This window comes from Acidisoma sp. PAMC 29798 (genome assembly GCF_030252425.1).
GTDB classification, from domain to species: domain Bacteria; phylum Pseudomonadota; class Alphaproteobacteria; order Acetobacterales; family Acetobacteraceae; genus Acidisoma; species Acidisoma cladoniae.
The window spans coordinates 3,555,667-3,578,577 of record NZ_CP126994.1; the positions used below are offsets into that span (position 1 = coordinate 3,555,667).

General features: G+C 66.0%; 20 protein-coding genes. 9 read left to right on the plus strand and 11 right to left on the minus strand.

From position 1 onward, the window contains the following. Positions 1-146 precede the first annotated feature (146 nt). Complete coding sequence (locus QP803_RS17110) at positions 147-317, minus strand: hypothetical protein (RefSeq protein WP_491546795.1); 171 nt, start codon at positions 315-317, stop codon at positions 147-149. 277 nt (positions 318-594) lie between these two features. On the opposite strand from QP803_RS17110, the gene xth reads away from it, so the two are divergent. Beyond that, positions 595-1,368, plus strand: coding sequence for an exodeoxyribonuclease III (gene xth / locus QP803_RS17115; RefSeq protein ID WP_284944684.1), 774 nt, complete (start codon positions 595-597; stop codon positions 1,366-1,368). An 18-nt stretch (positions 1,369-1,386) separates the two neighbouring features. Here xth and QP803_RS17120 read toward each other — a convergent pair whose 3' ends face one another. The 6 genes from QP803_RS17120 to QP803_RS17145 all read right to left on the minus strand — a co-directional run bounded on the left by QP803_RS17120 (position 1,387) and on the right by QP803_RS17145 (position 9,042). Then, complete coding sequence (locus QP803_RS17120; protein WP_284944685.1) at positions 1,387-2,700, minus strand: NtaA/DmoA family FMN-dependent monooxygenase; 1,314 nt, start codon at positions 2,698-2,700, stop codon at positions 1,387-1,389. 116 nt (positions 2,701-2,816) lie between these two features. Further along, entirely contained in the window at positions 2,817-4,343 is a 1,527-nt protein-coding gene (locus QP803_RS17125; RefSeq protein WP_284944686.1) for an amidohydrolase family protein, read from the minus strand. Next, the gene (locus QP803_RS17130) at positions 4,340-5,884 is read right to left on the minus strand and encodes an ABC transporter ATP-binding protein (protein WP_284944687.1); all 1,545 of its coding nucleotides are present in this window, start codon (positions 5,882-5,884) and stop codon (positions 4,340-4,342) included. The genes QP803_RS17125 and QP803_RS17130 overlap by 4 nt, the downstream gene beginning before the upstream one ends. Continuing rightward, on the minus strand, positions 5,881-6,798 hold the full coding sequence (locus QP803_RS17135) for an ABC transporter permease (protein WP_284944688.1): 918 nt from the start codon (positions 6,796-6,798) through the stop codon (positions 5,881-5,883). The genes QP803_RS17130 and QP803_RS17135 overlap by 4 nt, the downstream gene beginning before the upstream one ends. A gap of 13 nt (positions 6,799-6,811) precedes the next feature. Further along, entirely contained in the window at positions 6,812-7,906 is a 1,095-nt protein-coding gene (locus tag QP803_RS17140) for an ABC transporter permease (protein WP_284944689.1), read from the minus strand. Continuing rightward, positions 7,903-9,042 carry a BMP family ABC transporter substrate-binding protein gene (locus QP803_RS17145; protein ID WP_284944690.1) on the minus strand — a complete coding sequence of 380 codons (1,140 nt, stop codon included), beginning with the start codon at positions 9,040-9,042 and terminating at the stop codon, positions 7,903-7,905. Before QP803_RS17145 ends, QP803_RS17140 begins: the two co-directional genes overlap by 4 nt. A 209-nt stretch (positions 9,043-9,251) precedes the next feature. Here QP803_RS17145 and QP803_RS17150 point away from each other — a divergent pair, with 209 nt between their 5' ends. The 3 genes from QP803_RS17150 to QP803_RS17160 are packed head-to-tail and all read left to right on the plus strand — an operon-like array spanning position 9,252 to position 12,302. Beyond that, the gene (locus QP803_RS17150; protein ID WP_284944691.1) at positions 9,252-9,998 is read left to right on the plus strand and encodes a DUF3891 family protein; all 747 of its coding nucleotides are present in this window, start codon (positions 9,252-9,254) and stop codon (positions 9,996-9,998) included. Between the two features lie 57 nt (positions 9,999-10,055). Further along, positions 10,056-11,183, plus strand: a complete 1,128-nt coding sequence (locus QP803_RS17155) for a zinc-dependent alcohol dehydrogenase family protein (RefSeq protein ID WP_284944692.1) — start codon at positions 10,056-10,058, stop codon at positions 11,181-11,183. A 12-nt stretch (positions 11,184-11,195) separates the two neighbouring features. Then, entirely contained in the window at positions 11,196-12,302 is a 1,107-nt protein-coding gene (locus QP803_RS17160; protein WP_284944693.1) for a class I SAM-dependent methyltransferase, read from the plus strand. A gap of 6 nt (positions 12,303-12,308) precedes the next feature. On the opposite strand, the gene QP803_RS17165 is transcribed toward QP803_RS17160, so the two are convergent. Then, positions 12,309-12,884 carry a CoA pyrophosphatase gene (locus QP803_RS17165; protein WP_284944694.1) on the minus strand — a complete coding sequence of 192 codons (576 nt, stop codon included), beginning with the start codon at positions 12,882-12,884 and terminating at the stop codon, positions 12,309-12,311. Next, entirely contained in the window at positions 12,881-13,495 is a 615-nt protein-coding gene (locus QP803_RS17170; RefSeq protein ID WP_284944695.1) for a DUF1285 domain-containing protein, read from the minus strand. The genes QP803_RS17165 and QP803_RS17170 overlap by 4 nt, the downstream gene beginning before the upstream one ends. Positions 13,496-13,599: 104 nt before the next feature. Between QP803_RS17170 and QP803_RS17175 the strand changes: the two genes are divergently transcribed. The 5 genes from QP803_RS17175 to QP803_RS17195 all read left to right on the plus strand — a co-directional run bounded on the left by QP803_RS17175 (position 13,600) and on the right by QP803_RS17195 (position 21,208). Then, positions 13,600-14,625 (plus strand): AAA family ATPase, encoded by a 1,026-nt coding sequence (locus QP803_RS17175; protein ID WP_284944696.1) that lies wholly within the window; start codon positions 13,600-13,602, stop codon positions 14,623-14,625. After that, positions 14,615-15,490: a DUF58 domain-containing protein gene (locus QP803_RS17180; RefSeq protein ID WP_350356036.1), complete on the plus strand. Its 876-nt coding sequence runs from the start codon at positions 14,615-14,617 to the stop codon at positions 15,488-15,490. Before QP803_RS17175 ends, QP803_RS17180 begins: the two co-directional genes overlap by 11 nt. Then, positions 15,487-18,171 (plus strand): DUF4159 domain-containing protein, encoded by a 2,685-nt coding sequence (locus QP803_RS17185; RefSeq protein WP_284944697.1) that lies wholly within the window; start codon positions 15,487-15,489, stop codon positions 18,169-18,171. The genes QP803_RS17180 and QP803_RS17185 overlap by 4 nt, the downstream gene beginning before the upstream one ends. Further along, a complete protein-coding gene (locus QP803_RS17190; protein ID WP_284944698.1) occupies positions 18,168-20,318 on the plus strand; it encodes a hypothetical protein in 2,151 nt (716 codons plus the stop codon). The genes QP803_RS17185 and QP803_RS17190 overlap by 4 nt, the downstream gene beginning before the upstream one ends. A 221-nt stretch (positions 20,319-20,539) precedes the next feature. Then, positions 20,540-21,208: a CarD family transcriptional regulator gene (locus QP803_RS17195; RefSeq protein WP_284944699.1), complete on the plus strand. Its 669-nt coding sequence runs from the start codon at positions 20,540-20,542 to the stop codon at positions 21,206-21,208. A 152-nt stretch (positions 21,209-21,360) separates the two neighbouring features. Here the strand turns inward: QP803_RS17195 and QP803_RS17200 are convergent, their stop codons facing one another. After that, a complete protein-coding gene (locus QP803_RS17200; protein ID WP_284944700.1) occupies positions 21,361-22,134 on the minus strand; it encodes a Bax inhibitor-1/YccA family protein in 774 nt (257 codons plus the stop codon). 142 nt (positions 22,135-22,276) lie between these two features. Further along, complete coding sequence (locus QP803_RS17205) at positions 22,277-22,909, minus strand: MlaC/ttg2D family ABC transporter substrate-binding protein (RefSeq protein ID WP_284944701.1); 633 nt, start codon at positions 22,907-22,909, stop codon at positions 22,277-22,279. Positions 22,910-22,911 lie beyond the last annotated feature (2 nt).

Here is a 22,911-nt window from a genome sequence, read left to right on the forward strand (position 1 = left end):
CGTCATGCCCAGAGGCGCGCAGCGCGTCTACGAACGTATGAAGAACACTATTTTGGCTGTGGGGGGCACTCACGAAAGCGTGAGCGCAAAGTCCGTCCTGATAGGGACGGAGATAAGTTCCTAACGGCTGGCCGCGCCGAACCGCCCTAGGACCGCGCCTTAGAGGCGTCGGTGCGCCGGCGCGTCTTTGGCCGCGCATTCGCGACAAGCCCTTTCTCCAGCGCCTGCAACCAACCGGCGCGCCATGCCTTGTACTCGACCGTACCGGCCTCATAGGGGTTGCGGCAGGTGGCTTTTCCCTGCCAAAAAGCCATCATTCCCTCACTGAGAAAGAGGCTTCGAACAAGTTCCGGGTTTATGCTGGCCACGACTCCGCCTCTCCGTCTCTGCCGCGTCGGGCGACTGTCGATCTGACCCTAGGCGCGTGGCGTCGGGCCAGGGAGCCCTCAAAACGGCCACGTCCTTGGGGAATGCCATGTCGAATCGGGTCCATTCGGCCATCGCATTGGCTGTCGCAACTGTATTGAGATCGAAAGGCTTACGTCATCTCTGCCTATGCGGGCGCAATCGTCCGCGCGCAGTACAGGACGCGACGTGAAGATCGCCACCTTCAACGTCAATGGCGTCAATGGCCGGCTTCCTGTGCTGCTGCGCTGGCTGGCCGCGGCCCAGCCAGATGTCGTCTGTCTTCAGGAACTCAAGGCGCCGCAGGAGAAGTTCCCAGAACAGGCGATTCTTGAGGCGGGCTACGGCGCCATTTGGCACGGGGAAAAGAGTTGGAACGGCGTCGCCCTTCTGGCGCGCGGCCAAAAGCCTGAGGAGACGCGGCGTGGGCTTCCGGGCGACGGCGACGACACGCATAGCCGCTATATCGAAGCGGCCATCGATGGCATTCTGGTCGGCTGCCTCTACCTGCCGAACGGCAATCCGGCGCCCGGTCCCAAGTTCGATTACAAGCTACGCTGGTTCGAGCGGCTCATTGCCCATGCCGCGGGGCTTGTGGCGGCCGATCACCCCGTCGTCCTCGCTGGGGACTTCAACGTCATGCCGACGGAGCGTGACGTCTATAAGCCCGAACGCTGGACGGAAGACGCCTTGTTCCGTCCCGAAGTGCGCGCCGCGTTTCACTGGTTGATCGACCAAGGATGGACGGACAGTCTGCGCAGGCTGCATCCGGATGAGACGATCTACACGTTCTGGGATTATTTTCGGAACGCCTATGCCCGCAATGCCGGCCTTCGTATCGATCATCTCCTGCTCAGCCCCGCCATCGCCGACCGACTTATCGGCGCAGGGGTGGATCGTGACGTGCGGGGCTGGGAGAAGGCGAGCGATCATGCGCCGACATGGATCGCCCTCGAAGACTGATCGACGCGCAACGACCGCTTAGAACGCCAGCAGGTTGTCTCTAAACTGCGTGTGTTCGTAGCTCGTGCGGACCAGCCCGCGCTGCTGCAAGGCCGGCACCAGACCGTCCGTGATCTCCGCGACGCTGCGGCGGCTGACATTGGGAAGCGCAATCAGATAGCCGTCTCCGCCAATTTCCTGCATGACCTCGTCCATCTGCGCGGCCACCGTCTCCGGCGTGCCCACCAGATCGACGCTGCCACCACTGCCGCTATACGCGATGATCGCTTCCCGCAGCGTGTTCTTGCCCGCCTTGCGCAGGAAACCCGCCAGGGTCGATTGATGGCCGTTGGTAGACAGTTCCCCGACCGGGGCATCGAGGTCGTGGCCGGAAAAGTCGATGTTCGTCACCCAGCCGAGCTGCGCCAGCCGCTCATCGATATTTTCGGCCGCGGAGATGCCCCGCTGCGCCGCACGGTCCTGCGCTTCGGCGTCACTGCTGCCAAGGATCGGATAGACCATGAACAGAATTTTGCAGCTGTCGGGGTTGCGCCCGGCCACCGCCATCTGGCTGCGCACGTCCCGGCGATACTCCTTCATCGCCTCGATCCCCTTCGGGTGGGCGACGATGGTGTCGGCGTATTTGGCAGCCGTCGCGCGGCCACGGGCCGAGCCGCCGGCCTGGGCGATCACCGGCCGGCCCTGCGGCGCGGGGCCGGAGTTCAGCGGGCCCCGGCTCGACCAATACTGGCCCTTGAAGTCGATGGTATGGACCTTCTCGGGGTCGATCAGCACGCCGCTCTTGCGGTCGGCGAGGATCGCCCCGGGCTCCCAGGAATCCCAAAGCTGGGTCACGATGTCGATATACTCGCCGGCCATGTCATAGCGCAGGTCGTGGTCGGGCAGGTGATCCAGCCCAAAATTCTGGCCCGAATAGTCCGAGCTTCCGGTCACCATGTTCCAGCCGGCGCGGCCGGCCGAGATCTGATCCAGCGTGCCCACGATGCGGGCGGTCAGATAGGGGTGATAGGCGAAGGTGGACAGCGTCGGCACCACGCCCAGGCGCTTGGTTGCGGCGAGCATGAGGGACGCGATGACCGACGGTTCCTGCCGAGGAACGGACATACCGTTCTTCAGGAAGATGTCGCGCCGGTTTTCCCAGTTTTGACCGATATAGATCGAGTCTTCGAGCAGAATATAATCGAAGGCTGCCCGTTCCAGGGCGCGCGCGACGTCGAGGAACATGTCCGCCGACATCCACTCCTCGCTGATATTTCCGGTCCATGGCTGGCCCCAGGCCTGAACGCTGGAGCCTTGGAGGAACCAGGCGAGGTGAAATTGATCGGCAGCCATCGATAGAACTCTCCGTCAGAAACAGGGCTGAGCGCCCCGATGCTCATGACAGAGGCAAGAGCCGGGCCATCCAAAACGCGTGGCTGCAAAACTTGTCCGCGTCGCCAGTGCCCGCGTTATGAACGAATGAACCGGTCGATGCCCAGGGGCGCGTTGCCGACCCTGCGATTCGCCTCAAGCAAGTAAGCGACCGCTGGGGCATTTGCCTGCGTCACTTGCGCGAAGTCGCGGCGGAACCCGAGCATGACATCGGCCAGCTCGGCGCGGAACTGATCCTCGTCGATCGTCGTCAGCTTGCGGTTCCGCATGACGATCACGCCATCGACGATGGTGGTCTCCACCCCGCGCCCTGTCTCGCTATAAACGAGTTGCCGCGCGACACTGTTCAGCGGCATCCAGGCGATATCGGTGAGGTCGATCAGGCAAAGATCGGCGCGCATGCCGGGCTTGATCGCACCCACCACATGCTCCAGCCCAAGGGCGCGGGCGCCGCCCAGGGTTCCCGCCTCGATGGCATGGGTGGCGTGAAGGCCGGCCGGGCTCGGGTCCGTCACGGCCGCCAGGGTGCAGAACAGCTTCATCGCCTGGAACACGCTCTGGCAATCGCCGCAGCTGCAATTGTCACAGCCCAAGGCCAGGTTCACCCCGGCGTCGTGCATACGACGAATGGGCGCGACGCCGCTTTTGAGCTTCAGGTTGCTCATCGGGTTATGCACCACGCTGGCCCCGCTTTCGGCCAGCATGGCAATTTCCTCGTCATCGAGCCAAACGCCATGGGCAAGGGTCGTGCCTGGCCCCAAAAGCCCTAGGGACGCCATGTAGCGGATCATCGATCCGCCATGCGCGGTATAGAGGCTTTGTGCCTTGGCGCGCTGCGCCGGGGTTTCCAGAACATGCGTGGTCACCGGCAGGGAATGCCGCTGCGCCATATCGACGATACCCTCCAGCAAGGTCGCGGAGGAGCGTTGCGGGCCGGAAGGGCTGAGCGCCCAATGCAAGCGCGACGGTAGTGGAGCAAGGCGCGCGATCTGGCGCTCCACGAAGGCGAGATCCGCATGCGGGTCGCGCGGCGATCCCTCCACCAAGGCGCGCACGCTTTCGGGCAGATCGGCCGCCATGAAGGGCGCGATGTCGAGCGCTGCCACATCGCGCAACGCGATGGAAAAGACGACGCGAATGCCGACTTCGGCGAAGGCCGCCAAAGTCACGTCCAGCGTTTCCTCATCCATCGGCACGAGAGAATTCATGTCCTGCACGGTGGTGATGCCGTGCTTGAGGCATTCGATGGCGCCGACCAGCGTGCGGGCGCGAATTTCCGCCCGGCTGCGCTTGCCGAAATAGGCGGGCTGGGAATGCAGCGCCCAGACGTCGAAGGGCATGTCTTCCAACAGGCCCTTCATCAGCCCGTCATAGGAATGGAAATGGGCATTGACGAAGCCCGGCATCAGCAGCCGATCCGTCGCCTCCAAGACCTCGGGCGCGGGCTGCGCCGCGAGCCATGTCGCCGTCAGCGCATCGCCCGGCGGCAGCACGGCGGCGATCGTCGTGCCCTCGATCAGCACATCACGCCGGCTCGGCGCATGCACGTCCCCCTCGGGGTCCCAGACCTGGGCACCCAGGATCACTAGGCGATTCGGCGTCATATTGAGTCCTTCGTCAGGAGAGAACTGTCCGCAAGGCCCGCCATGGCGCGCCCGACGGTGGCGCGCGCGGCCGGATCGGCCGTGGTCTCGAACACCAATCGGCCTTCGAACATCACCACGATCCGGTCGGACAGCGCGAAGATCTCATCGAGATCCTCGCTGATCAGCAGCACGGCCGCGCCGCCATTGCGCGCAGCCGTGATGTCATCATGAATCCGCGCGACCGCCGCAAAGTCGAGTCCGAAGCAGGGGTTGCTCGCGAGCAGAAGGTCGCAGCCCGGCCCCAGCTCGCGTGCCAGAACAAGCCGCTGGATATTGCCGCCCGACAGGGCCGAAACCGGCTGGCGCGGCCCGCTGGTGCGGATACGGTAGTCGCGGATCGCGGACTGCGCGCCCTCGGTGATGGCGCGTTTGGACAGAAGGCCGAAGCGGCGGCGGATCGGCGGCCGATCATACTGCCGCAGGGCCAGATTCTCGGCCACGCTCATGGTGGCGACGCAGGCGCTATGCAGCGGCTCTTCCGGCAGGCAGGCGACCCGCAGCCGCGCAAGCGAACGGCGCGTCGGGCGAAAGGCCTCGCCATGGACATGAACGGTTCCCGCCACGATGGCGCGCTGACCGGCCAGGGCTTCCGCCAATTCGCGCTGACCATTGCCGGAAACGCCGGCGATGCCCAGGATTTCCCCGCCCGCAACAGTCAGGTCAAGGTCGCGCACCGCCGCAAGCCCGGCATCGCCCAGCACCGTCAGGCCATGCGCGCGCAATTGGTTGGTGCTGGCTTGCGGCACGGCAGCGCGCGCGACGCTGCGGCCGATGCCCGCTTGCCCGACCATCCGCTCGGCGAGGTCGGCGGCATTCATCTGGCCCGCCTCGGCGGAGGCCACCACACGCCCGAAGCGCAGCACCGTGACATCGTCCGCGAAGGCCAGCACTTCGCGAAACTTATGGGTGATCAGCACCACGGTGATCTCCCCGGCGCGCGTCAGGTCGCGCAGCAGGCCCAGGGTCTCATCCGCCTCGGCGGGGGTCAGCACGGAGGTCGGCTCGTCCAGCACCAGCAGCCGGCGCCGCAAGTGCAACTGCTTGAGGATTTCCACCTTCTGCTTTTCGCCCGCCGCCAGGGACGCGACAGGCGCGTCCAGCGGCACCCGGAAGGGCATCGTCTGCAACAGCGCCCCAAGCTCCGCCCGATAGGCGTGCCAATTGATGGCGAAGGGAATGTCGGCGCGGGCGAGCATCAGGTTCTCGGCGACCGTCATCTCCGGCACCAGCGTAAAATGCTGGTAGACCATGCCGATGCCGGCGGCATGGGCCTCGCGTGGCGTCCTGCTGCGGTGCTCGCGCCCATCGATCAGGAAGCTGCCGGAATCGGCGTGATAGGTGCCCATCAGGCACTTCACCAGCGTGCTCTTGCCGGCGCCGTTCTCGCCCAGAAGGGCGTGGATGCGGCCTGGACGCACCTTCAGGGAGACATCGTCTAACGCCAAGACCGCGCCGAACCGCTTGGTGACGCGGATCGCCTCCAGGGACGCCGCCGTCATGCGATCTTCAATTCGCCGGGGGCACCAGCCGCGCGCCGGCCCGGCGCGCAGGAAATGGCCATGATGATCAGCGTCAGCACATAAGGTGCCGCGGCGACGACGTAATAGACCTCCGACAGGCCGATGGCCTGCAAGGCCGGGCCGATCGCCTCCGCGCCGCCGAACATCAGCGCCGCCCACAGGCAGCGCAGCGGCTGCCAGCGCGCGAAGATGACCAGCGCCACGGCAATCAGGCCCTGGCCATTGGACAGGCTCTCCGTCCAGCTTCCGGGATAAAAGAGCGACAGGAACGAGCCGCCCATGCCGGAGAGGAAGGCGCCGGCGGTGGTCGCCGCCAGCCGCACGCCATTGACGCTATAGCCCAGCGCGCGAGCGGCCTCCGCATTGCCGCCGACCGTCCGCACGATCAGCCCCCAGCGCGTGCGGAGAAAGAACAGGTGCATGGCCACAGCGACGCCGATGCCGACCAGGAATAGCTCATTGACGCGCAGCGCCGCGCGGATGCTGGGATCGACCGCCCACCAGCCGAGCGACAGCGCCGAGAGCATCGGCGCGCTCGGTTGGATGAAGGGTTTGCCGAACAGGAAGGCGAGGCCGGTGCCGAGCAGGATGAGGGCGATGCCGACCGCCACGTCATTGACCCGCCGAAGCTGGCAACACAGGGCATGCAGCGCGCCAAGGGCCGAGCCCGCGAAGCCGGCCAGCAGCACGCCGGCCCAGGCCGAGCCCGTCTCGTAAGATCCCGCATAGCCGACCATGGCCCCGAGGACGAGGATGCCTTCCTGGCCAAGATTAGTGCGGCCGCTCTTTTCCGTCAGGCATTCGCCAAGGCTGACGAAGAGATAAGGCGTGCTGCTGCGCACCGCGCCGCTCAGCACCGCCAGCAGGACGGTGCCACCGACCATGCCCGTCATGAGCCGGACCCTGTCATGAGCTAGCGAGCGGATCGGGCGCCAGCACGACCTGCTGGCCGATGCGGCCGAACGGCCCCCGCCCGCGCAGGGTTTCGGCGACCAGGACGCAGAGGAAGATGATGCCCTGAAGCACAAGGACGCTGGCATAGGGCAGGCCGAGCCGGCGCTGCACCAAGCCGCCGCTCGCGCCGATACCGCCCAGCAGGACAGAGACGGGAATGATGATCAGGGGATTATGGCGGGCAATGAAGCTCACGAAGATACCGGTATAGCCATAGCCGGCGATCAGGGAATTGTTGGCTTTGCCGTCGATCGCCGCCACGTCGATCATGCCGCCGATGCCCGCGATGGCCCCGCCCGCACAGAAGACGCCGATCGTGAGCTTGGCCGCCGAAATGCCCACCATCCGCGCCGCGCGGCCGTTGCCGCCCAAGACCCGCATCGCGAAGCCAAGGCCGGTGCGATAGATCACCAGACTCGCGACCAGGCAGGCGACGAACCCGACGCCGAGGCCCCAATGGATTGACGTGCCCGGAATGCTGCCGATGAGGCCCTGGTCGGGAACCGGATAGGTCGAGGCCTGATTGAGGTCGGAGGGGTCGCGAAACGGCCCTTCCACCAATTGATTGAAGATGGCAATGGACAGATAGGTCAGCAGCAGGCTGCTGATGGTTTCATTCACACCGCGCCAGACCCGCAAGGCGCCCGACAGGCCGACGACGATAGCACCCGCGATGCCGCCCGAGATGGCCATCTCGGCCATCATCACGGGTCCCGGTGCCGCGACAAAGATATGGCTCGCCTCTGCGGCGGCGAGGCCACCGAGCACGAAGGCGCCTTCACCGCCGATGATGGCGTAGCCCATCTGCGCGGGCAGGGCGAAGCACAGCGCCGTCAACATCAGCGGCGCCGCGCGAACCAGGGTATTCTGCCAGGAGAACCAGGTGCCGAAGCCGCCCAGCCACATCATGCTATAGACCTGCACCGGATCGACACCGAGCACAGCGACGACCGCCCCGAAGATCAGGGCGGCCGCCACGGCGGCGCAGGCTGGCACGAGCGCCAGTTCCGCGACCGCCAGGGCCGTCGTTCTTAGCCGCAGGATCACGTCAGGGAGCCGTTCACACCCTCGACCAGATAGTCCATGGCGAGCAGGGACGGATCGCCGACCGCGAAATGCTGACCGGCGGTCAGCAGGACCTTGCCCTTGTTGTCCTTCAGGGGACCGGTGAAGACGAAGCGCTTGCCCGCAGCGAGTTCCGCTGCCGCTGTATCGACGGCGCTCCGCACCTGGTCACTCGCCGCCGGGCCGTACGGTCCCATGCGGACGAAGCCCTCGGCAAAGCCGCCGCGCAGCAGATGCGGCAAAGACGGGCCGTTCATCACGTCCTGAATCATCTCGCCGTAGGGCGTCTTCCAGTTATACAGCGACCCCGTGAGATAGCCCTTCGGCGCCAGCGCGCGCTGATCGACATTGAGGCCGCAGGAATGGATGCCGCGTTGGTCGGCGGTCTGCAGCACGACCTTGAGGTCGTCGATATGGCAGGCAATGCCGTCGACGCCGTTATCGGCGAGGCTATTGGTGGCCTCGGCTTCCTTGGCGGGCACCGACCAACCGCCGGTGATGATGAGCTGCACAGTGATGTTCGGATTGACCGAGCGCGCGCCCATGGTGAAGGAATTAACGCTGCGCAGAACGGCGGGGATCGGTTTGGCGGCGATGAAGCCGAGCTTGCCGGTTTTGCTGGCAAGCGCCGCGGCGATGCCGCAGCCATACAAGCCTTCACTGATATAGCCGAAATAGCTGCCGGTATTCGCTGGGTCCTCGGGCTTCCACAGCAGACCCTGATGGCGGAACTGCACCTTCGGGTATTTCGGCGCCACCTTCACCATGTGATCGAAATAGCCGAAGGAGGTCAGGAACAGCAGATCGGCGCCGTCGAAGTTGATCATGCTCTCCATCGTCTGCTCGACCGCTTCCGTCTCCGGTACGTTCTCCTCTTCGAGCACTTTGAGGCCCGGCGTGGATTTCAACGCGAGCACGGCTTCGTGATGCGCCTGATTGAAGCCGAAGTCGTTTTTCGGTCCGACGTAAACCCAGCCGACGGTCAATGTCTTCGACGCGCGCGCACGGCGCGGAAGCAGCAGTCCGGAGCCGCCAGCGGCAAGGCCCGCGACGCCAAGTGTTCGCAGCAGGGCGCGACGACTGTGTGTCGCACTCGGCTGAAGGAGATGATCTGTCATGGGAGAACGGCTCCGGCAGTGACCCGGCCAATTCCAGGGAAAATACGCAATGCAATGCCTATGCCTAAGCCAATCTTGCAAACGCCTCGATAGGGATTGTATCGGTGAAAGACAAAGTCCGATCCAAGGTCGCTGATTTGCCTATTGTTTAGGCCGTTCGTGCCGGTCGTTGGGTCTGGCAATCGGTTCGAGATAAAGGACTCCGCAGCATGATGTTTCTCGACGACGGCGCGTCAGGCGTGCTCGCGATCAGCCAACCCATGCACGCCTGGATCGCCGGCGAATTGCTCCGGCATTGGGCCGATCGGCAGGATGACATGCTCGTCCTCGCGGCCGAGCAGCACGATGTCGCCTGGATCGACTGGGAAGTGGCGCCCAGCTTCGACGCCGCGACCGGCCGGCCGCATTTGTTTCGCGCCATCGGCGCGGCCGAGCACGCGCCGTTATGGGCACTGGGTGTGGAGCGCGCCCTAAGCGCCTGGGGATCGCGGGTGGCGATGCTGATCTCGCGCCATGGCACGGTGATCTACACCCGCTTCATTGATCGGCATCGCTTGTCGGACGCCGATGCGCAAGCCGCCACGGCCTATATCGAACAACAGGCGCCACGTCAGGCGATGTGGCAAAAGGCCTTGGGCCTGTCAGCGGCCGATGTCGAACGCGACAGCAGCCTCATCGCTTTCGTGGACACGTTGTCTTTAGCTTTATGCGGCGAATTGACCTTGCCGATGGAATTCGTCGGGCCAGGCGCGCACGGTGGCTCCGCCACGTACAGCATGACGCGTGACGAGACGGGGTGCCGCTTGACGCCCTGGCCGTTCAGCGTCCCGTCCCTGACGATCAAGGCGGAAGCACGCATGATGCCGGTTGCAGGCTTCGCGAACGAAAACGAGATGCGCGCCTGGCTCGCCTCATCGGATCGCGTCGGATTCCAGGTTTCTGTGTCGTCCAGTTGACCGAGCCCCGCGTCAGTGCGCTTCGTTTCGCACTGACCTGAGGATGTGAGCAGCGCCATGAAAATTCGAGCCGCCGTCTTGGAAGCGACCGGCGTCGAACCGCCCTATGCGCAGACCCGGCCTCTCGTCGTGCGGGAGGTCGATCTGGCACCGCCCGGGCGAGGTGAAGTGCTGGTCAAGATCGGTGCCGCGGGCATTTGCCATTCTGACCTCTCCGTCATCGACGGTAATCGTCCACGTCCGGTCCCTATGGTCCTGGGCCATGAAGCGGCCGGCACGGTCATGGAGGTCGGCGCAGGCGTGACTGACCTCGCACCCGGCGATCATGTCGTCTTCGTCTTCGTGCCGAGTTGCGGCCATTGCCTGCCGTGTAGCGAAGGGCGCCCTGCCCTGTGTGAGCCAGCCGCCGTGCATAACGGCGCTGGGGCACTGACGTCGGGTGAGCGGCGGCTGGCCTTCAACGGCCATGCCCTTCACCATCACCTTGGCGTCTCGGCCTTTGCGGACTATGCCGTCGCCTCCCGGCTGTCCCTCATCAAGATCGGGCCTGAAACACCGTTCGAAATTGCGGCCTTGTTCGGCTGCGCCGTCCTCACCGGCGTCGGCTCGGTCATCAACACCCATAGTGTCAAGGCCGGCTCCACCGTCGCCGTCGTCGGCCTGGGCGGCGTCGGTCTGTCAGCGGTGCTCGGCGCCATCGCCGCCGGGGCTGAGCGGGTGATCGCGATCGACCGGCTGGATGACAAGCTCGCCTTCGCGCGCAGCCTCGGCGCGACGGACACCTTCAACGCGGGCGATGAGAGCGTGATCGCCGATGTGCGGGATGCGACGCGGGGCGGCGTCGATGTCGCGATCGAAATGGCGGGCTCGGTCAAGGCGCTGGAACTCGCCTATGCCATCACCCGGCGCGGCGGCACCACCGTGACGGGCGGCCTGCCCAATCCGAAGGCGATGCTCACTCTGCCAGCCCTCAGCCTGGTCGCGGAGGAGCGCACGATCAAGGGCAGCTATATCGGCACCAGCGTGCCGATGCGCGACATACCGCGCCTCCTGGCGCTCTATGACCGTGGCCGCCTGCCGGTAGACCGGCTACTGACGCATCGCCTGCCACTCGACGACGTCAATATCGCCCTCGACCGCTTGCGGGTGGGGGAGGCTATTCGACAGATCATCATCTTCGACTGACGAGGCTGGCTGATGACGCCGCAACGGCCAGCCGTGGCTCGACCGCCGGAGATATGGTACGATCGCATCGCCACAACCGAGTGCGATTCGATGGACGCGTTGCATTTGCCTGCCAGTTTCGCCCTGCCGGACATGGTGACCGCACTGTCGCCGGGCGACACCATGTTCGATGGTAGATCGGAACAATATGTGCAGGTTGGGCTTTCCGCGCTCAGCGTCATCGAAGCGGCCCTGCATGGCAGCACGCCGCGCACCATTCTCGATCTGCCCTGTGGCTTTGGGCGTGTCACCCGCGTGTTGCGCGCCCGCTATCCAACAGCGACCCTCACCGTCTGCGATCTGGATCGTGAGGGCGTGGATTTCGCGGCCGCGCATTTCGGCGCGCGCGGCATCTACTCGACGCCTGACTTCCGCGATTTGCATCTCGACGGCCCGTTCGACCTGATCTGGGTCGGCTCCTTGTTGACGCATCTACCGGAGCATCAGACACGGCAGTTTCTGGATTTCGCGGTACGTCATATGGGACCGGACTCGCGTCTGATCGTCACGACGCATGGCGACTACGTCGCGGCAAGGCTGCGCGCATCGACCTATGGTCTCAGCGAACCGGCGGCACGCGGATTAATTGCGCAGCATCTGAACGATGGGTACGGCTATCGCGGCTACGGTGGCGGCCCTGCCTATGGCATTACCTTGACGGCGCGGCCGTGGTTCGAGACGCTTCTTGATGGCACCAGTCTGCGACTGCAATCTTATGAAGAACGCGGATGGGATCAGCATCAGGACGTCGTCGTGATGCGCAAAACCCCGACCCGTTCCGGCGAAGAACGGCAAGATCCCTCTGCCGCGCAGTTTGAACACGCTGCCGTGGCTTTGCCGCTGCCGGCAACCGAGCAGGCCCAGCAAGACGCGGCTGGCGTGCAGGGTTTTGACGAGGCCTGGTATATCCATACCTTCAGCGATGTCGCGGCGGCCGTTCAAAACGGCGCCTATGCGACCGGGCTTGCGCATTACCTCGAATACGGGTGGCGCGAAGGTCGGCCCCCCTTCGATCCCGCACGCTCCTATATCCGGCGCACCGCACCAGCCCCTGGGGCATGGCTCAGCGACGGGGTTTGACGGACGTCAGGCGCTGCGCAGACGCTCCGCCAAGGTCACCAGCATCGCCGCCGTCGCGCCCCAGATATGGTGATCGGCATGCGGCCAAACCCAAACATCCCGCCACTCCTGACCACGCAGGCGAATGCGGCTGCGGCGGGGCTGCGTGGGGTCGAGCAGCAGGGCGAGCGGCAAGCTGAGAAGGGCTGCCACCTCCGCCGCCTCGGGCCGCAGGCTGATGCCCGGTGTCACCAGACCCACCACCGGGGTGACATGAAAGCCGGTGCCGGTTTCATGGATCGGCAGCTCACCGATGATGTCCACCGCACCGGGGTCGAGGCCGATTTCCTCCCAAGCTTCCCGCAAGGCCGCAGCCTCGGCGCTCGCATCCTCGGGGTCGATACGGCCACCGGGGAAACTCACCTGCCCACCGTGATTGCGCAGCGTATCTGCCCGCCGGGTGAGCAGGATCCGCGGCTCGGCTTCCATGACGATGGGGATCAGAACGGCCGCTGCCCGACCTTCGGAGGTGATGGCGTCAGGATGCGGGCCGGGCCTAGACAGACGCTCGCGCAGGAACGCGGCGGTCAGTGCTGGCGTCACGCGTCGTCATTGGGCATCTCGCCCATCGGGAAGAAGATGCCGCTACTCCAGACGCCGAGCATCAGCCGTCCGCGAACCAGATGCGGTTCGGCCAGCGCCGCCAGCTCATAGAAGACGGGCCGGCTAATCCGCGCCTCGACCGGAAAGCTCCCCAGACCCGGCCGAAGCCGGATATAGGGTTTCGGGTCGCGCGCGCCCTCTGCCCCCCCGAAGCGCAGAGGATGGTCGAGATCGGCGCAGACGACTTCATCGATATTGGTCCGAAACGACAAGACCTGCGACTCGCCGCCACCTGTCCAATCCATCTCGACGGCCACAAAGGGCGCATCTTCCACGTCGATTTTGCCGCGCTCGGCCGGCGTCTCAAGCCAATAGCTGCCGTCTAGCTCGCGCTTCAAGACACTGGCAAACAGGCACACGAGTTCTTTCCGCCCGATCAGCGTGCCTTTGTAGAGCCAGCTGCCGTCTCGCTTGATAAGAAAGGGCAGATCGCCGCATTCTTCCGGCACGCGCGCGGCGCGCTGTTGCGCCGCGGCGATTGTCCGCCCGACGGCCTCCGCCGTCACAGGGGCAGCATCCGGCTCCCCTCCGCCTGTCAGTCCATCCTTCAAGTCTTCGTCCTCGGCCGACTTTCACGTCACAATCAGATATAGGTAGGTTTAGCGGGGCGTGAGGTCGAGGACCGAATAAAGCTCGCACAGAGTTAAGGATCACTATGCCTTTTCAGACCGAACGGCTGCCGGACAGCGATCCGGGTGCCATCGCCGCCCAGACCGAGCAATTGGGCGCGCGGCTCGCGACCCTCCGCGCTGAGATCGGCCGTGTCATTTTCGGCCAACAGGTGGTGATCGAGCAGGCGCTCGCGGGCATCCTGTCCGGCGGCCATATCCTGCTCGTCGGCGTGCCCGGCCTCGGCAAGACGCGGCTGGTCGAAACCCTCGGCCGCGTGCTGGGCCTCGACACGCGGCGCGTGCAGTTCACGCCTGATCTCATGCCAGCCGATATCCTGGGCAGCGAAGTGCTGGATGATGCGGCGCAATCGGCGGACGGCCGGCGCGCCTTCCGCTTCCTGCCCGGCCCGGTCTTCTGCCAATTGCTGATGGCCGACGAAATCAACCGCGCCAGCCCGCGCACGCAATCGGCACTCCTGCAAGCGATGCAGGAGGGCCATGTCGCAGTCGCAGGGCACGATCGGCCTTTGCCGCGCCCCTTTCATGTCCTCGCGACGCAGAACCCGATCGAGCAGGAGGGCACCTATCCGCTGCCCGAAGCGCAGCTTGATCGATTCTTGCTCCAGATCGACCTCACCTATCCCGACCGGGAGGCCGAGCGCGCCATGCTGCTCGCCACAACCGGCGCTGCCGCCACCGAAGCCGTGGCCGTGTTGACGGCGGCTGAGTTGGCGGACGCCCAGGCTCTGATCCGCCGCATGCCGGTCGGCAATACCATCGTGGACGCCATCCTGACCCTGGTGCGGGACGGTCGGCCGGAAGAGTCCGGCCTCGCTCTGGTCCGCGACCATGTCGCCTGGGGCCCCGGCCCGCGTGCCGCCCAGGCCCTGATGCTGGCCAGCCGCGCCCGCGCCTTGCTCGATGGTCGCGTCGCGCCCAGCCTCGCGGATGTCGCGGCCCTCGCGCCGGCGGTTCTGCGCCACCGCATGGCGCTCTCCTTCGGCGCCCGTGCCGAAGGCGTTACCCTCCCAGACGTCATTACCGCCATGGTCGCGCGCATTGGCCATTAAGGCAGCCACCGCGTCTAAGACCGCTCTGGTTGCGGAGGCGCTGGGTGGCACGCTTCCACCCCTGCTGGTCGCAGCCGAGCGGGTCGCGTCCACGGTCGCGCAAGGCGTTCATGGCCGCAGGCGAACGGGACGTGGCGACAGCTTCTGGCAATACCGGCCCTTCGCGACCGGGGATGCGGCGCAGCGCGTGGACTGGCGACAGAGCGCGCGCTCGGACCGGCTTTTCGTGCGCGAGACCGAATGGGAAGCGGCACAGACAGTCTACGTTTGGGTCGCCGACGGCGCCGCCATGCGCTGGCATTCGCCGAACGCGCCCCCCAAGAGGGAGCGGGCCGTCCTGCTCGCCCTTGCCCTCACCTCCCTGCTGCTCCGCGCCGGAGAGCATGTGCGGCTATTGGGCGCCGCCCCTCATCCCGCCACCGGACGTCAGGCACTGCTGGCGGTCGCGACACTCTTGAACCAAGCGACGACAGAAGCCCCATTGCCGCCGGCCGCCCGGCCGCCGCGCCATGCGCGCCTCGTGCTGATCGGTGATTTCCTCGATCCGCTGGAGGATCTGCGCGCCGCCATGGCGCCCTTCGCCGCCATTCCCGTCGCCAGCCATATCCTCCAAATTCTCGACCCTGCCGAAGCCGATCTGCCATTTCGCGGGCGGGTGCGGTTTGAGGGGGTGCGCGGCGCACTGGGCATTCTCGTGCCGCGTGTGGAGGATATTCGCGCCGAATATCGCCAAAGGCTGGCGGCCCATATCGCCGGCATCGGCGCCATCGCCACGGCTGCGGGCGGGCGGGCCGGCTTGCATCGCACCGACCATGCGCCGGGCACAGCACTTCTTGGCCTCTATGAGGCGCTCGCCCAGCGATGATCCTCGCCCATCCCTGGCTGCTGGTGGCGTTGGCGGTGCTGCCCCTGCTGTGGTGGCTGGTGCGCGCCAGCCCACCGGCACCGCGCAGCCAAACTTTTCCGGCCCTGCGGCTTTTGGCCGACCTGCGCGCCACCGAGGAATCGCCTGAGCGGACTCCCCCCTGGCTGCTGCTGCTGCGCCTGCTTGCCGCCGCCTGCCTCATCCTCGGTCTCGCCAACCCCATCCTGCATCCCAATCCGGGCCTCGGCGGCAGCGGCCCGGTGCTGATCGTGCTGGATAACGGCTGGGCTACAGCGGGCGACTGGCCGGACCGGACGGCTGCCGCCGAGAGCGCCATCGCCGCCGCCGAACGCGTGGCGCGCCCCGTCGCCCTTCTCGCGACAGCGCCTTCAGCGGACGGGCGCGCCCCCGTCATCATCGGGCCGATGGCAGCGCATGATGCGCGCGCCCGGCTGGCCGCCTTGGCGCCGCTGCCCTGGCCGTCGGATCGGGCGGCCGCCATCCGTGCCCTCGCAGGATGGAACCAGGCCGGCACCGCCGTCATCGCCATCGATGACGCGATGGCGCAGCCCAATGACACCGCTTGGCACCGCGCCCTCGCCACTGCCGGCGCCGTCACCGATATCCGCGCGCCCGTCACGGCGCCGCTGCTCCTGCCGCCGGTGATCCGGAACGGCCATCGCGTGCTCCGTCTCGCCGTGGCGCCGCAACCCATCGCGCGATCCTTCGCGGTTCTCGCCCAAGGGAGTGACGGCCGCACGCTCGACCGCGTGGCGATCGCCGTCGCTGCCGGGGATCACAGCGGTGAGGCGCCGCTCGGCCTCCCAACCGATGTCGCGAATACCATCAGCCGCCTGCGCCTCGCCGGGCCGCCGACGGCGGGCGGCACGATTTTGCTGGACGCGCAGTGGCAGAGACGCGTCGTCGGCCTGGTCGCGACGGCGGGCGACGCCGCTGACGCGCCCCTGGTCGGGCCGCTCTATTATCTGGACCGTGCGCTCGGCCCGGATGTCGACATCCGCAGGCGCCCGCTCGCGACCCTTCTGAGCCAGCCGCTGTCGGTGCTGATCCTCAGCGATCGTCCCCTGCCCCTCGGGCCGGAGCGCGACGCCGTAACCCGCTTCGTCCAGCAAGGGGGACTGTTGATCCGCTTCGGTGGCCCAATGACGGCCTTGACGCCCGATCCCCTGCTGCCCGTCCGGCTGCTGCAACAGGACCGCAGCCTCGGCGGCGCCCTGTCCTGGAGCAAGCCGGAACATCTCGCTCCTTTTCCCGAAACCGGCCCTTTCGCAGGCCTCGCTGCACCGAAGGACGTGACGGTCAGCCGCCAGTTGCTCGCCGATCCCGCGACCCTGGCCGCCACCACGGTCTGGGCGACGCTGACGGACGGCACGCCGCTGGTGTCCTCCGCGGCCTTCGGTCAAGGCCGCATCGTTCTGTTCCACGTCACCGCCGACGCCGATTGGTCGAGCCTGCCGCTGTCGGGGCTCTTCCCCCTGATGCTGGACCGCCTCGTGCGATTGTCCTCCGGGACCGCCCCCGTCGATGGTGCCGCGCGGCTGGCACCGGCCGAGACCATGAACGGCTATGGCGAGTTGGGGCCGCCGAACCCAGCCGCTGTGCCCATCGCCACCGACCGTCTGACGACCACGCGGCCGTCACCCCAAGCACCGCCGGGGCTGTATGGACCGCCAAGCGCCCGCATCGCCTTCAATCTCGGCGCCGTTCTGCCGAGCCCGCAGGCGGCATCCCCGATCGCCGGCGCGCGGAATGAAATCCTGGGGACCGCACGCACCGAACGGGCCCTTGGTCCCGTCCTCGTCGCCTTGGCGATGCTGCTGCTGATCGCGGACCTGGTCGCGAGCCTCGCCTTGCGGGGCGCGCTGCGCAGGCGCCTCGCCTTGCTCGCTCTGCTTCTCTTGCTCATCCCGCCAGCCTGGAGCGGCACGCCCGACACTGCGGTTCCTCCGGCGGCGCTTGAAACCCGTCTTGCCTATGTCGTGACCGGTGACAGCGGTGTCGATCGGCTGTCGCATGACGGCCTTGCCGGTCTGTCGGACTTCGTCACCAGCCGATCCTCGGCGACGCTTGGCGCGCCCGTCGGGGTGACCCCGGATCAGGACGATCTCAGCCTCTATCCATTGCTCTATTGGCCGCTCCTGCCGGGAGCGCCCACGCCCAGTGCCCGCGCCGTCACGGCCTTGAACCGCTTCATGCAAGACGGCGGCATCATCCTGATCGATACCGAGGGCAATGACACGGGCGCGCCGGGCTCGGGCGCTGGCATGCAACCCGGCGCCGCGCAAACGCTGCGTCAGGCGGCCTCCGGCCTCAACCTCCCCGCCTTGGCACCGCTCACCTCCCACGATGTCCTCGCCCATAGCTTCTATCTGTTGCGGGACTTTCCCGGCCGCTACGTCGGCGCGCCCGTCTGGGTCGCGCGCAATGAGGACGCGAGCAATGACGGGGTCAGCCCAGCCATCATCGGCGGCAATGATTGGGCAGCCGCTTGGGACATGAGCCAGGACGGCACCTTCCCCTATGCGATGCTGCCGGGTGGGGAGCAGCAGCGCCTTCTGGCCTATCGTTTCGGCATGAACCTCGTCATGTACGCCCTGACCGGAACCTATAAGGGTGATCAGGTCCATGTTCCCGCCATCCTGCAAAGGCTGGGGCAATGAACGCTGCCGCGAGCGGCGTGGTGTCCACGGTCACGGGCGTACATTTCGCTGCCGCCGTGCCGCTTTGGGCGCTGGCCGGGCTCGGGCTGCTCGGGCTCGCGGCCCTGATACCAGCGTTTCGTGCGCGCACGCCCGGCCGGTGGTGGCGGCTGCTGGTCCTCGCCCTCGTGCTCGGCTGGCTCAGCGGCCCCAATCTGGTGCGGCAGCAATGGCGCGCCCAGCCCGACATCGCTCTTCTCGTTTTGGACAAAAGCGGTTCGATGAGCGTGCATCATCGCGCCGCGATCGCCGAGGCGGCGCGCACCGCCCTGGTGGCGCAGGCGCGCACCATCCCGAACCTGCAATTACGGACCATCACGGTGCCGGAAGATGGCGCCGCCGGCACACAGATGTTCGGTGCCATCAACGCGGCGCTGGGCGATATCCCGCCCGACCAGCTGGCCGGTATCGTCGCCCTCAGTGACGGCCAGATCGCCGACCTGCCCGCGAAACCGGGTTTTACGGCGCCCTTCCATCTGCTTCTGCCGGCGCGGGGGGAGGAGACGGATCGTCGCCTCCGCCTGATCGACGCGCCGCGCTACGGCGTCGTCGGCGGCAGCGTCACCCTCCGCTACGTCGTCGAGGATCTGGGACCCGTGACACTGGGCGGCAGCGCGGATGTCACCATCAGTCGGGACGGCGCACCCGCCACCGTCACCAATGTCGCCGTCGGGGCCGTGCAGAGCGTCACCCTGCCGGTGACGCGGGAAGGCCCTTCGGTCGTGCTTCTGGCCGCCTCGGCTTTGGCGGGTGAGGTGTCGCCCGTCAACAACCAGCAGATCGTGACCATCAACGGCGTGCGGGACCGGCTGCGCGTGCTGCTGATCTCCGGCCAGCCCGATCCCGGGGAGCGCGCCTGGCGCCGGTTGCTGAAATCGGACCCCGCCGTCGATCTCGTGCATTTCACCATTCTGCGCCCGCCGGACAAGGACGACCTAACGCCGCTGGATCAGCTCGCGCTGATCGCCTTCCCGGAGCAGGAGCTGTTCGAGCGCAAGATCGCGAATTTCGACCTCATCATTCTCGATCGCTTCCAGAACCGGGGTATCCTGCCCGCTGCCTATCTCGCGAACATCGCGCGCTATGTACGCAATGGCGGTGCCTTGCTGCTCGAAGCCGGGCCGGAATTCGCCTCCCCTCAGTCGCTGGCGCATACGCCGCTCGGCACGATCCTGCCGGGCCAGCCCACCACGCCCGGCGCGCCGGATGACATGATGGATTTCCCGGCCCCCTTGGTCGATGTGGCGCCGGCTGGCAGCGGCATCACCGTGGCAGCCTTCCGGCCACGCCTGACGGATCTGGGGTTGCGCGATCCCGTGACGGCGGATCTGTCCGGGACGGAGGGTCAGGCAACGCCCGATTGGGGCCATTGGTATCGCCTTATCGATGCGCAGAGCGTTCATGGTCAGGTTCTGATGCAAGGCGCCGAAGACCGCCCGCTGCTGATCCTCGACCATGTCGGGCAAGGCAGGGTCGGGCTTCTGCTGTCGGATCAAATTTGGCTCTGGGCCCGCGAGCATGACGGTGGCGGCCCGCAGGCGGAGCTGCTGCGGCGGGTCGCGCATTGGCTGATGAAGGAGCCGGCGCTGGAGGAGAACCGCCTTAGCGCCACCATCGATGGCGGCGCCCTTACGATCGATGAGCGCAGCCTGCTGCCTGGGCCGCCGCCCGTTGTCGCCATCACCGATCCGGCCGGCATGGTGCGGCGGCTGCCGATGAGCACCATCGGCGCTGGCCATGCGACCTTGTCCGTGCCTGTCACGCAGCCCGGCCTCTGGCGGGTGAGTGACGGCACCCGCACCGCCTATGCCGCATCTGATACGGCCGATCCGCCGGAATGGGCGGACCTTCGCGCGACGGCCACCAAGGCCGGTGCCCTCATCGCGTCCACCAGTGGCAGCGCCCATTGGCTGGAGGGCGCGGCCGTTCCGCAACTGCGCCTCGTGGCACCAGCGGATGTCGGCGGGGGTTTTGACTGGATCGGCCTTCGGCGGAACAGCGCTCACGTGACGACTGGCATCGCGCTCACACCCCTGTTGCCGCCCTGGGCCGCCTTGCCGCTGCTGCTGGGTGTGCTTCTGCTAGCCTGGAGACGCGAGGCACGCTGAGCCGCAATCCCTCTATCGCGCATGACTTTTGTGCGATTCTGTGCTAAGTGCATGAATTACGAGAAAACTAGGCCCTTCTGGCATAGGGCGTTTCAGACGCCGAAGCCTGTGGCCCACATCACCCGTCGCTCGTAATTGCCTTGCGTTCGCGGCATGGCCCTTCGGCTGTGCTTCGGGAGCGAGGCGGATTGCGACGATGCTTTCGCGGAAGGCTGAATCACATGACATCCCCCTCCCCCATCGACGCTGGCGATACTCTTGCCGAGGATGACGCAATCGCCGCCGTTCCGGTGGAGATCGATGAAGCCCCCGTCCAAGCCCAGAGCGCGGCCGAGCCGCCCGAGGTTGACGACGAGGACGCGGAAGCTGAGATCAAGCCGGTCAAGCCCGTTCTGGCCAAGGCCGAGAAATTCGCCGAGGGCGATTACGTCGTCTACCCGACCCATGGCGTCGGCAAGGTCGAGCGGATCGCCCATGAGGAAATCGCGGGCCACAAGCTCGAACTGATCCACATCACCTTCGAAGAAAACCGCATGACCTTGCGGGTGCCGGTGGCCAAGGCGCGCAGCGCCGGCCTGCGGAAGCTCGCCACACGCAAGCTGTTCGACGATGCCCTCGCCGTGCTCAAGGGCCGTGCCCGGATCAAGCGCACCATGTGGTCGCGCCGGGCGCAGGAATACGAAGCGAAGATCAATTCCGGCGATCCCCTCGCCATCGCCGAGGTGGTGCGCGACCTGCATCGCAACTCAGGCCAGCCGGACCAGAGCTTCAGTGAGCGTCAGATTTACGAAGCCGCGATGGATCGTCTGGCCGCCGAGCTTGCCGCGCTCGACCGGACCGACAAAGCGACCGCCGCCACCAAGCTGAACGACTTCCTCAAGACGTTGTAATTTCGATGCGGCGGAATGCGCTTCGCTTTTCCGCCCTACCTCCAACCTGTAGGGCGGAAAAGCGAAGCGCATTCCGCCACTGAACATCGGAGAAATAAAAAAGGGCGGGGGATTGCTCCCCCGCCCTTTTGCTGTCTGCCGTTTGGCAAAGTCTAGTTGCTGTTCCGGTTGCCCATGATCTGCAGCATCATCATGAAAAGGTTGATGAAGTTCAAATACAGCGCCAGGGCGTCATAGACGCTGCGCTTGGCCGCCATCTCACCGTCATAGCCGTAGCCATACTGGATATAGTCGGTCTTGATCCGCTGGGTGTCATAGGCCGTCAACCCGGTGAAGACGAGCACGCCAATGATGCTCACCGCGAACTGGATCGCGCTGGAACCCACGAAGATATTGACCACAGAGGCCAGGATGATGCCGAACAGGCCCATGATCAGGAAGCTGCCGAACTTGCTCAGGTCGGTCTTCGTCGTATAGCCCCAGGCGCTCATCGCGGCGAAGGTGCCGGCGCAGATGAAGAAGACCGTCACCACGGAGGTCTGGGTGTAGATCAGAAAGATGTTCGTCAGGCTGGCGCCCATCGTTGCCGCGAAGACCCAGAACAAGGCCTGGGCGGCCGTGCGGGACAGCTTATTGACGCCAAAACTCAGCACCATCACGAAGGCCAGCGGCGCGAGCATCGCGATATAGGCGAGGCCCGACGGGCGATGAACCAAGAAGCCCTGGGCGCTCTGCACCTGGGGGTAGAAGTAGTTGATGGCGTCGGTATGAGCGATGCCGTAGGCGACGATGCCCGTCAGCAGCAGGCCGGACGCCATCCAGTTGAACACGCGCAGCATATAGGCGCGCAATCCGGCATCGAGAACCGCAGCCGACGCAGCGGTCGAACCGCCACGATAGGTTCGGAAATCGGGACTGAAAGCCATTGCAGGATAATCCTTGTAACGCCGCAGGAAGCGGCTCCCCCCTATTTTGGCGGGTTCGCCAGCCGGATCAAGCGAAATCGGTCCTACATTTTCGCAACGATTCAACCACGTTACAAGATCCCTAAGTCTTTAGGGTCGCCCTTCAACCCGCAGTGCTGGACTGAAGACGCGCCAGTTGCCCGCGCATCGCGTCGATCAAGGCCTGAACCTGCCCGCCATGCTGCGAAACGACGCCGGCATAATCGTTGCGCTCGGTCAGGCGCATGCTGGTGCCCGCCGCGATGATGTCGATGATCTTGGGCTGACCGCCAACCGGCTGCACAACCCATTGAACGGTCGTCGGCGGCTTGCCGGGCACGGCGACATCGGTCGCCACCACCGTGCCGGCATCACGCTGGTCGATGGCGGTAATCTTGAAGCTGGCACCCTGGAAGCTGCTCGCCTGCCCGGTCACTGAATAAACCAGCAACTGGCGAAAGGTTTCCAAATAAGCCTGTTGCTGCTCGGGCGTCGCGACCCGCCAGTAGCGGCCGAGCACGAACTTGGCGACGCCATCGACATCGACATTATCCGCCACGATCTTTTGCAACGCCGGCTGCTTCTGCGCGACGGGGCCGGTACTATTCACGGTATCGATCAAGGCATTGCCGGTCGTCTGGATCAGGCTGCGTGCATCCGACACCGCATCCGCCCGCGCGGCGGGGGACAGGGCGACACCGGCGACCAGGCAAAGCACGGCAAGACCGCGGCCAAATATTCTACGATTGGGGGACATGA